This window comes from Chryseobacterium sp. GVT01B (assembly GCF_019970045.1).
GTDB lineage: Bacteria > Bacteroidota > Bacteroidia > Flavobacteriales > Weeksellaceae > Chryseobacterium.
Genome location: NZ_JAHXYI010000009.1, coordinates 150,412 through 161,949, shown reverse-complemented (window position 1 = coordinate 161,949; position 11,538 = coordinate 150,412). Strand labels below are relative to the sequence as shown.

Here is an 11,538-nt window from a genome sequence, read left to right as displayed (position 1 = left end):
GGATTTTGCAGAAAATATTTCTATAAAAATAGTAGGATAGTAAAGCCGGGACCTTAATAACTTCGATCTTCCAGCTTCCCTCTTCTTTTCTTTTTTAAAACCTGCTCAGGATTCCCCAGTGAATTTTCGTATCATTAAATTTGAACGGATTTCCAAATTCATTACCATTAGACAGCTGAAAACTCATCAGACCGATTGGGATAAAGAAGTTGAAACCAAGTCCTACACTATAAAGCTTGGGCCTTACATTTAAAGATTTATTATTGAGCTGTCCATATTGCCCAAACACGTCGAAGAAGGCCTGGCTGCCGATCAGATATCGGTATTCCAGACTTCCATAATAGAAGAAATCGGCGGCGAGTGACTTCTCATTGAATCCCCGCATGGAGTTCCATCCTCCGAAACGGTATAATTCGTTGGTGGTAAACTCTACTTTAGAATCCATCATAGCACCTTCTGCCTTAATATTCAGGAAGTGATTCCCTGAGATATGATAATTGTGTTCACCAAAGAAATAAAACTGGTTTTGGTTCGCCTTGATATTATCTTTGGAATAAGTTGTTGTTAAAAAATCATAGCCTGCAGTGACCTTTGTCTTATAAAGGAACAGATCAATATCAGTAGGCTCAGTCATTTCAAACCATACCCCGATTCCCTTTTTGTTATAATCTTTTCCCTGAACATACAGTGTGTCGATGATCGAAGAAGATTCTAAAGTGGCTCTTAAACCTATTTTGTTTCGGTTATTGATATGATAATAGAAAGCAGGCAGGAACTTTACATTGGCAAACGTAGAATCCTGTCGGTAGATATTCACTTTTGCATTCATTCCGACATTGGATTTGAACAGGTACGGAATATCCACCTGAAGATCGAAAGTCTGTCCTCTGTCCGGGTTTCTCTGCCAGTATAAATTGACCGTTTCAAAACCATTGAACATATTCCTGAAATTGACGTTCATTGTCCCGTTTAGCGTAAATTTGGAGGTTTTGTCATTTCCAAAACCGACAACTCCGTCAAAAGTATTGGTCTTTTTCTTTTCCAGAAACAGATAAATGCTTGTAGAGTCTTTTGTAAATAAAGTTTGTGGCTGCCGTTCGAGCGTCAGGAAAGGATGACTCTGGAAGGTTTTATTGATGGCCAGAAGGTTTTTATCATCGTAGTTTTTGCCTTTAAATTCCTTTTCAAGATTTTTGATGAATCTTTTAGGAACTTTTTCATACCCTTTCACTACGAAATTATTGATCGTTCTTTTATCGTTCTTGTTAATATCAAGCTCTACGATGGGGTAGCCGTTTTTCTGTCCCTTGTATTTGGATTTGATTCTGCTGAAAGAATACCCGTCATCAATATAAGTTTTGTTGATGCTTTTCTTGGTGGAATCTAAATTTTTAGTAAAAAAATCTTTCTGAATCTTTAGTTTCTGAACAAGAGAATCAGTAAGGTTTACATACGTTTCATTGAAATTCTTGCCTTTATCAAAGAAAATTTCGGTGCTGTCACCTTTCACTTTTACCTCTTTCAGCTTGGTAAAGAAATAATTGTTCTGAGCCAATGAGTCCAGAAACTTTACCGCAGCAGTGGAATCTTTTACTTTTTTCCTGACTTTGGTTTCTGTATCAATCAGCCAATATTGTTTCTTCTGCGCTTGTGTAAAAACGCAGAACAGTACAAAAAATATTTTCAGAAACAGTTTCAATCCCAAATATATCTACACCATAGGTAGTGATGAAATTAAGCGTAGTTAAGATAAAACTTAAAGCGAAGCTTATCTTAATGATTCTTTACAACTTAATTCTTCTTAATGGTTTAAAATTTTATTATCAAATAGCTTTCTATACAACTGAAACTAATCCAGTTTATTATATTTCTTCATCAAATTCTCATAAGTTCCCTGTGGAAGAATCCATTTCAAAGGAACGCCGATTTTCTGTCCGAATTTACCAAAATAATAATGAGCTTTCCATTTATTTTTTGCTAAAAGTTTTTCAATGTATTCTGCTACTTCTAACGGCTCTGTTCCGTCATTCACATGAGAATTCATCAAAGCATATACTTTATCAAAAACATTTTTATAAGGCTGGGAAACCTGGGCAATAACCCTGTTATCCGCAATATTGGTTTTGATGTCTCCCAGATGCAGAGAACAAACGTCAATATTCCATGGATATACTTCATATCTCATCGCTTCCGTTACCTTATCCAGAGCAGATTTTGAAGCTGAATAAAATCCACGGAAAGGCAGTCCCATTTCACTTCCGATACTGGAAACATTAATGATTTTTCCAAATTTGTGCTCACGCATTTTCGGAAGAACAGCGCTCATCATTTGTACAGGTCCGGCAAGATTCAGACTGAAAAGTTTAAGAATATCTTCTTTTGTGGAATCTTCTACGGCACCTACCATTCCCATTCCGGCATTATTGATCAGAACGTCAATTCTGGATTCTGTTTTTAAAACCTCAGCGATTGCATTCTGAACTGCGGTGTTATCAGTAACATCAGTGGGGATAGATTTGAAGTACTGGCTTTCTGTATGCTTTCGGCTTAATCCGTATACTTTATGTCCTTTTTTACCAAAATATTCGGCCAATGCAAACCCGATTCCTGATGAGGTTCCTGTAATAATGATGGTCATTGAATTTGTCTGATTTTATTGTTTTTATTTTTCTTCTGATGCCAGGGAGACGTTTTTACAGGTCTGTGTTCAAAAGTAAAATCTATTTTCAGCAAATGTAAAAAAAAGAAAAATGAACTCAGTTATTTATTATTCCTGAAATAATTTTAATGATTTCTTGATCTATTGATAGCTGTTGATGACAAACTTAAAATAAAGTTAATCTCAATCATGCATGAGATATTTTTGGAATGATTACTTTTAATGATGTATATATTTGAAATACAGCTATTTAATTTATTTGTATGGTAGGTGGTGCTTAAAAAAAGCTAAAAATTCTTAATAAAAACATAAGAAAACCTTAATGAGGCATGGGAGCGGACTGGTCTAATTTTGCACCTAATCAAAAAGGAGATCATGAATGTATTTAAAATCCCTGTATCCGTAACTTATTTAACGGGAAGGGTATTACTTATTGGTGCAATATCAGCTTCACCGATGTTCCTCGCTCAGAAAAAAGACAGCTTAAAAGAAAAATCCATCGACGAGATTGTTGTTGTCGGATACGGAACACAGAAAAAAAGTAAAGTTTCCGGCGCTGTTTCGGAGGCTTCGCTGGATAAGCTTACTTCCAGATCACTGTCTGGTGTAGGAGAAGTTCTTCAGGGTAAGGCTCCCGGAGTAACTGTAGTGAACGAAGGTGGAGATCCTAACGGCTCACCTAAAGTAAATATTCGTGGTTTGGGAGGGATCAATGGAGAAACTCCTCTTTATGTTGTGGATGGAGTCGTTTTCAATGGAACACCCTCTATTAATCCAAATGATATCCAGGATATTTCTGTGCTTAAAGATGCTTCTGCAGCTATTTATGGAGCAAGATCTTCCGGAGGGGTTATTCTTATTACCACTAAAAAAGGGAAAAAAGGAAATCTTACGGTAGACTTTGATGTGAAATACGGGGTGAATCAGGCATGGAGATTAAAAGAATCTCTGAATGCAGCGGAGTTTCAGGATGTGATGTACAAAGCCTATGAAAACGCCGGAAAACTTGGAAGCTTACCAATAGCTTTTAACCCTAATCAATATCCGGACGGAAGAATTACCAGAACAGACTGGATGAAAGAAATTTTCAGAACAGGAACGATCCAGGAATACAATGTTAACTTAAGCGGAGGAAGTGATAAATCCAGATATTTTGTGGGAATGAACCATAGAAATCTGGAAGGAATTTTACTGAATACACAGGCAAAACGATACAATTTCAGAGTTAATTCAGAACATAAAGTAAAAGACTGGTTAACGATCGGAGAAAATATGTACTATAATTACTCTGACGGAAATACAGCAGATACAAAAAGTGGTTATACAGGAGCTTTAGTAGCTGCGATGTACTATCCGCCGAATGTTCCGGTATACACACCAAGCGGAGCTTTTTCCGGATTACCAATTGATGTGGCTGGAGGTTATGGAGATATGATCAACCCGGTGGCTTACCTGAAAAGGATCAGCATTAGAAACCCTACTCATGAGATCCTGATCAATCCCTATGCGGAAATTACCTTGGCCAAAGATTTAAAATTCCGTTCCAACTTTTCACAGACCTTTAAACTGGGAGATATAAAAAACTTTACCTACAGGGTATTGGAAGTAGGGAAAATTTTTGATACCAATAATTTGGAATACCAATCCAATAATTCCTCTACAGCACTTGCAGAGCAGTTGCTTACCTATAAAATTGCTGCCGGAAAACATAATTTTGATTTTCTGGGAGGGTTCACTTTCCAAAAGACCGTTGATGATGGTTTTGTAGCAAAAGCCTATGATTTCAGAAGTGAAGCTGAGGTTTTCCAGCACCTTCAGAACGCTGCAGATACCAATAAAGATGTTTCCAGCTACCGATACAAGCAGTCTTTGGTTTCTTACCTTGCGAGAGTAAACTATGACTATGCCGGAAAGTATATTGTAAGTGTATTGGGAAGACGTGATGGTTCTTCACTTGTAGCAAAACAGAACAGATTTGCAAATTATTATGCAGTTTCCGGTGCGTGGGTAGTTTCTAAAGAAAACTTTATGCAGGATATTTCATGGCTTTCAAGTCTGAAATTAAGAGGAAGCTATGGTATTCTGGGTAATCTTGGAGGAATTTCTCCACAAGCTGTTAACCCATTAATGACCAGAGATAATAATGTGATTTTCGGACAGGATCCTTCTCAGAATATAGCTTATTATGCTACCACACGTCCAAACCCGGATCTGAAATGGGGGAAATCTGAACAGACTAACTTTGGGGTAGATGCTTCATTCCTTCACAACACCCTTTCCTTACAGTTTGATTATTTTGTAAAGAATTCCAAAGACCAGATTTTCAACGTAAGCTTACCTAGTACGGCAACGTATAATAATCAGTATGTAAATGCAGGATTATTCCAGGATAAAGGATACGAATTGGGAATCAGTTACAACAAAGTAATTTCAGGTGATTTCACTTTTTCAGTGGGAGCTACCATGAGTCAACTAAAAAATACGGTGAAGCAGCTTGCCAATGTAGATGAGATCTTTATCAACGATAATGGAGTAAGAGGAGTATTGAAGCCAACCAGAGTAAAAGTAGGAGACCCTCTATATTCTTTCTATGGTTACAAGACAGGAGGAATTTTCCAGACTCAGGAAGAGATCAACAATTATAAAGATGCCAACGGAAATCTTATACAGCCGAACGCTAAGCCTGGAGATATCAAATTCCTGAAAAAAGAAGGAAACACAGGAGTGCTTAATAATAATGACTTTGTGAATCTTGGAAGTCCATATCCTAAGTTTTCTTACGGATTCTCTTACAACATGACCTGGAAAAACTTTGACCTGAACTTATTCTTTCAGGGAGTTTACGGAAATAAAATATTCAACGGAATGAAGTTTATTTCTTTAAATCCAGGCGGAACAGGACAAAACTACAATATGGATAAAGATATCCTGAATGCATGGACGCCTCAGAATACAAACACGGATATTCCAAGACTGGTACACGGTGATCCAAGCGGTAATTATTCCAAAGTATCGGATTTCTATGTGGAAGACGGGTCTTATTTAAGATTGAAGAACCTTACCATCGGGTATTCATTGCCAAAAGAACTGTACAGTAAGCTGGATGTGAATAAAGTAAGAATTTACGTTACCACCAACAACCTGTTTACGATAACGAAATATACAGGATTTGATCCTGAAGTAGGGATGAATTCTTATGGTGTAGATACCGGAAGGTACCCTCAGGCACGCTCATTCATCTTTGGGGTGGAGATCGGTTTATAATTTTTAACTAACAAAAAAGTAAAAAATGAAATTTTTCAATAAAATATTTTTAGTATCAGGAATATCCGTAATGCTTTTATCGTGTACAGGAGAGTTGGATGTTCAGCCGGAAGGAACACCTACTGAAGCCAGTTTCTGGAAAACGGAAAACGATTTGGTTACCGGAGCTAATGCGATGTATAAGCCATTGTTTGATGGTGAATTTTACGGAAGAGGTCTGTTTTGGTTTATCAATGCCAGTGATGATATGGTTACCGGAAGGGCAAAAAGTGAAGCGGATAACGCAAAAAACTTCAGCAGCAATTACATCGCGGCAGGAGATCTTGAAACTCAATGGAACAAAAGATATAATGTAATTGGAGTGGCTAACCGTGTGATCCGCAATGTTGATAATATTCAGACTTCACAGGCCATTAAAAATAAATATCTGGGCGAAGCTTTGTTCATGAGCAGCAGAATGTATTTTGAACTTTCTTATTCTTACGGAAATGAAAAAGCAGGAGTTCCTATTATCGACCGTTCAAAAGATCCGGATCCCAACCCGATTCCAAGAGCTGCCAACGTAATGGAGAATTACACCTACATCGTGAATGATCTGAAAAGAGCGGCAGAATTATTACCTACTCAGGCAGAACTTCCTGCAAAAGATTACGGAAGACCACATAAAGCTGCAGCATGGGCACTTTTAGCAAAAGTATACCTGTTTATGAAAGATTGGAAGAATGCAGAATTCTGGGCCAACGAAGTCATGACAAAAGGAAACAGAGCCTTGCTGGGAAATTTTGCTGATGTCTTTAAAGCTGAAAATAACTACAGCTCAGAATATATCTGGTCTATCCCGGGAACGCCTAAGTTTACAGCTTGGGGAAGTATTCTTCCGGGCGTAATGCTTGAAAATAAAGGATGGGGAGAGTACAACGGATGGGGATATTTCCAACCGACAAAAGAACTTTATGACGAATATGAAACAGGAGATCTTAGAAGAAGTGCTTCCATCCTGAAAATAGGTGACAAATTTACCTTTAACGGGAAAGAAAGAATATATGCTTCTACCAACTCCCTTACCGGATATCAGTTCAATAAATATATGGATGCTTTCAAATATCAGCTGAACAGTGGCCATGTGAGTGCCAACGGAGATTATCCATGCACGGATCTTGCCGTTCCGATCATGCGCTATGCTGAGGTAATCCTTATTAAAGCAGAAGCTTCATTGATGCAGGGAAAATCTGCAGACCAGGAAATCAATATGATCAGAGTACGTGCAGGTTTATCTCCGAAAAACGGATGTACAATGGCCGATCTGAAACATGAAAGACGTTGCGAACTGGCAGGTGAATGGGCAGACAGACACAGAGATCTTGTACGTTGGGGAGATGCACAGGCAGCTTATGCGAAGCCTCTGCACGGTATCAACGGACAGGTAGTCTGGGCAGCAAGAAACTTTAATCCGGCTGTACATAATGTTTGGGCAGTTCCGCAGGCTGAAATCGTAAACAGTCATGGGATCATTAAACAAAATGAAGGCTGGTAATTTTTAATCTTTTATATATAAGTTCACTATATCATTGCAGAAACTTCTGTGATGATATAGTTTTTACAGAAATTATGAAACGGAAACTATCAAAAATTTTGGCTGTATTGGCCCTGGCTGTTTTTTCTGAAAATCATGCTCAGAATTATTTAAACTACAATGTTGGCAATGCACATTCACATAATGATTATATGCAGGAGATCCCTTTTTGGCAAGCGTATTATGCTAACTTTGGCTCCATAGAAGCTGATGTCTTTTTAGTGAAGGGTAATCTTTGGGTAGCTCATACCGAAAAAGAACTTTCTGCAGACAGGACACTGGAAAATCTTTATCTCGATAATATTTCAAAACAGATTAAACTGAATAAGGGAAATATCTATCCGGATGCCAGTAAGAAACTTCAGCTGCTGATTGATATTAAACAGGATTATAAAACATCATTGTCCACTTTGGTCAGTACATTAAAGAAATATCCTGAGATTACAGGAAATACAGGAATTAAAATTGTAATTACCGGAGGAAGACCTCAGCCGGCAGATTTTAAAAACTATCCAAACTATCTTTACTTTGATGGTGACCTTGATACAAACTATTCTGCAGATCAGTTAAAAAGAGTAGGGATGTTCAGCGCAGACCTTCCCGGATTGGTAAAATGGAATGGAAAAGGAATTCCAAGAGACGAGGAAACGGCAAAGATTAAAACTGCTGTTGAAAAAGCACATTCCCGGCAAAAGCCAATGCGTTTTTACGGAGCTCCGGATTTTCCAAATGCATGGGTAAATCTTATGGATATAGGAGTGGATTATATCAATACCGATCATATTCCTGATCTTAAAAAATTCATGAACGCTATTCCGAAAAACTTTTATAAAAATACAAAAGAATACAGCACATATACGCCGACTTATGCATCAGATGGAGTAAGTAAAAAAGTAAAGAATGTTATCCTTCTTATTCCGGATGGAACTTCTCTGCCGCAGTACTATGCTGCTTTTACAGCCAACAAAGGAAAGTTGAATGTTTTCAACATGAAATCCACAGGACTCTCCAAAACCAATTCATCCAATGCCTATATTACAGATTCCGCACCGGGTTCTACAGCATTTGCAACAGGAGTGAAAACTAAAAATACTTTTGTAGGGGTTGATAATATGGGGAAAGCACTCGCGCAGATTCCGGATATTATTGCTGAAAAAGGAATGGTTTCAGGATTGATTTCTACCGGAGATGTTACAGATGCAACACCTGCTGATTTCTATGCACACTCAGACAATAGAAACAGTTCGGAACCTATTCTGAAAGATTTTGCTGCTTCAAAAACGAAAATTCTGATCGGGGGTCCTACAAGTGGATTGTCCCAGGAAAATATACAGAAATTTAAAGAAGCAAAAATTGATCTCTATCAGGATTTGAAGTCAGTCAATACAATAAAGAACCGTACTTTGGTGATTGATCCTCTGGCTTCACAAAGAATAACCAACGGAAGAGGAAACTGGCTTTCTGATGCATTTGATCTCACCTTAAATGATTTAAAGAATAATAAAAACGGATTCTTTATGATGATAGAAGCTTCCCAGACTGATGGAGGAGGTCATAGCAACAATATAGAACAGCTGGTAACAGAATTACTGGATTTTGATCATGTGGTGGGTAAGGCAATGAAATTTGCTGATGAAAATAAAGAAACTCTGGTAATCGTGTTGGGAGATCATGAAACAGGGGGATTAACTCTATTGGACGGAAGTCTGAAAGATGGCTGGATATTTGGAAATTTCAGCACCAATGATCATACCTCTATTCCTTCAAGTGTTTTTGCTTACGGCCCGAATTCTAAAGAATTCACAGGATTGTTTGAAAATACAGAGATTTTCAACAAAATAATGGAAGCATACGGAATTCAGAAATAACTTTTGATTAATACTTTTTTTACTTTTACAAAGAGAGGCTGTTTCGTTATTGAAACAGCCTTTTTCTTTTAAAATAATCTGTAGAATCCACGGTAAAAATAAAAAAGGCTACCCCAAAGGAGAGGCAGCCTTTGAATATATCTAACAAATAATAATTTAGAAATTGGTTTTTACGATTAATTCAGACAGTTCTGCATTCACAAAATCAATCGGCATTACTCCATATGAGCCCTGAGTATTAGTTTGGAAGAATGTTTTAAGCCTTGGGTTAATATTGTTGGATACTGTAGGAATACTTGGAATCCCAAAAATTCCCGGCTTATAACCGCTCGTGAAATTCACGAAAAGTTTACCATTCGTATCATTTTTAGCTTCATTAAGCAGGCTGGAAATTCCATTCCACTTGTCATCATTGTTTGTAACCTTATAATAATCCTGAACTTTCAACTGTACACCGGAATTATTGATATCAAACGTCGTATTATCTGCCCATGGAGAGGCATTGATTCCCTTAGTTGTTCCAGAAGAAAATCTTCTCAGCAATTTGATCTTTCCTCTTACAGAACCTAACGTAGGAATATTTGCTCCAAGATCCCATTTAGAAGGATTTTTCTGTACATAAGAGTCGAAGGTCTGCTCAAAACTTCTGGTCGTGTTGGAAGCATCATATTCTTCCTTTACAGACATGATAATTGTTTCTGATGGATGGCTGTTAAGGAATGCATAGCAAGCATTAAGCACATCATCAAAATTCAGATTTTGGTAAATCGCTCCGTGATGAATAGCGAAAGCATTGTCAATATGTCTGCAACGTATATCCAGAAAACGGACTCCTGCATTAAGTTGTTCTGCAATGCTGAGGTCTTGAGTTTTAGCCGTACCTGATACCACAGGGGTATCTACACGTGCTCCTGAATCATGAGTTCCGGGAATGGAGATTTTTGAAAGGGAAATATTATCCTGAAGACCAGACATCCAGCTATTCATGGCAATAGGTAATAATGAAGCTTTACCAGTTGTTTTTGCTAAAGAGGCTACACTGTTTTCGTTGGAATCCCTTTCCAGAATGCTGTCGTTTGAACAGGAAAAAAAGATCGACGCAGTAACAACTCCAAGAGTAATGGCTGTAAAGCGTTTCATGTTTTGTTTGAACATAGTTTTTTTATTTTTTAATGCAGCTTAAAAATAAGAATATATCAAAACATGAGGAGTTAATTTAACTTTAAGAGATAATTAAGTTGCTATAAAGTCAGGAAGTTGGATGAGCGAAGACAGATTTTTATTAACGCAAAGTTTATTTTTAGTTCCGGAAATAGAGAGGGAGCAAAGATGAAATCAATGAAATTGATTTTTCTAAGCTAATGTTAAAGATTAAGCTTCATCAACGACATATCTCGGCCTCTTTGCTCTCTTTAATATTGCAGTAGTATTGTTTTTACTTTGCGTTTAAATTAAGCGGAAGATTCCATCTTAAAATACAAAATCCTCTTTCAAACCGGGAAGCCTGAACTTGTGGTCTCCGATAAAGAAATCATTCATTTTAATAAGAGCCGGGAATTTATGAGTAAATTCTTTATGCGAGTTTTCGGGTACTTTGGTGTCATCATCACAGGATGAATATTCTCTGTCAATAATCACTTGGCCTGTAGAAAAATTGATTTCATTCGTAAAACTGAAATCACAGGTGTCTTCAAAATGGTCGTACAAACCTATCAGATAAAAATCTCCTTTCTGAAATCTGAAGGTATGTTTATATTGCTGGGTATGCCTTGAATTGGTAAAAAACAACTGTTCAATAATAAGACAGTTATTTTTTATATCGATTGTAAGAGTATTATTTGAAGGATAAAATCCGAATCCGCTTGAAAAAATGATGTCAGAATTTTCTTTCCATACTTTCAGACCACTGTTTTCCTTTTTCAGAATATAGAAAACCCTTTTATAGTCACTTGTACCTTCCGGGTTTTGCTCGTATGATGCTTTTATATTCGTATTAAATACCAGAACAGTTTCATCTTTTCCATCTTTGTCAAGATCGCCTTTGGCTTCTGCAATCTGAGTATAACCTTTCGGAACCGAAAAATTTTTCAGCTTCTGAGCAGATAAGTTCGTCACAGATAAGAATATCAAAAAGTGAAAGACAGATTTCATGATGATCAGTATAATTAAAAATG

Annotated in this window: 7 protein-coding genes; 3 read left to right on the top strand and 4 right to left on the bottom strand. The window is 37.2% G+C overall.

Translation table 11 applies throughout. The annotated features are described in order from the left end of the window. Nucleotides 1-94: 94 nt before the first annotated feature. Together LC457_RS20945 and LC457_RS20940 are read right to left on the bottom strand one after the other, a co-directional pair. Entirely contained in the window at nt 95-1,699 is a 1,605-nt protein-coding gene (locus LC457_RS20945; RefSeq protein ID WP_223601571.1) for an autotransporter assembly complex family protein, read from the bottom strand. Nucleotides 1,700-1,849: 150 nt separating this feature from the next. Then, nucleotides 1,850-2,638 carry an SDR family oxidoreductase gene (locus tag LC457_RS20940; RefSeq protein ID WP_223601570.1) on the bottom strand — a complete coding sequence of 263 codons (789 nt, stop codon included), beginning with the start codon at nt 2,636-2,638 and terminating at the stop codon, nt 1,850-1,852. 396 nt (nt 2,639-3,034) lie between these two features. Between LC457_RS20940 and LC457_RS20935 the strand changes: the two genes are divergently transcribed. From LC457_RS20935 to LC457_RS20925, 3 genes are all read left to right on the top strand, one after another. Beyond that, a complete protein-coding gene (locus tag LC457_RS20935) occupies nt 3,035-5,923 on the top strand; it encodes a TonB-dependent receptor (protein WP_223601569.1) in 2,889 nt (962 codons plus the stop codon). Between the two features lie 25 nt (nt 5,924-5,948). Next, the gene (locus LC457_RS20930; RefSeq protein ID WP_213277270.1) at nt 5,949-7,457 is read left to right on the top strand and encodes a RagB/SusD family nutrient uptake outer membrane protein; all 1,509 of its coding nucleotides are present in this window, start codon (nt 5,949-5,951) and stop codon (nt 7,455-7,457) included. 74 nt (nt 7,458-7,531) lie between these two features. Continuing rightward, the gene (locus LC457_RS20925; protein ID WP_223601568.1) at nt 7,532-9,364 is read left to right on the top strand and encodes an alkaline phosphatase; all 1,833 of its coding nucleotides are present in this window, start codon (nt 7,532-7,534) and stop codon (nt 9,362-9,364) included. 156 nt (nt 9,365-9,520) lie between these two features. Here the strand turns inward: LC457_RS20925 and LC457_RS20920 are convergent, their stop codons facing one another. Both LC457_RS20920 and LC457_RS20915 read right to left on the bottom strand, forming a co-directional pair. Further along, the gene (locus LC457_RS20920) at nt 9,521-10,519 is read right to left on the bottom strand and encodes a phosphatidylinositol-specific phospholipase C (protein ID WP_223601567.1); all 999 of its coding nucleotides are present in this window, start codon (nt 10,517-10,519) and stop codon (nt 9,521-9,523) included. A gap of 315 nt (nt 10,520-10,834) precedes the next feature. Continuing rightward, nucleotides 10,835-11,515: a hypothetical protein gene (locus tag LC457_RS20915; protein WP_223601566.1), complete on the bottom strand. Its 681-nt coding sequence runs from the start codon at nt 11,513-11,515 to the stop codon at nt 10,835-10,837. Between the last annotated feature and the right edge of the window lie 23 nt (nt 11,516-11,538).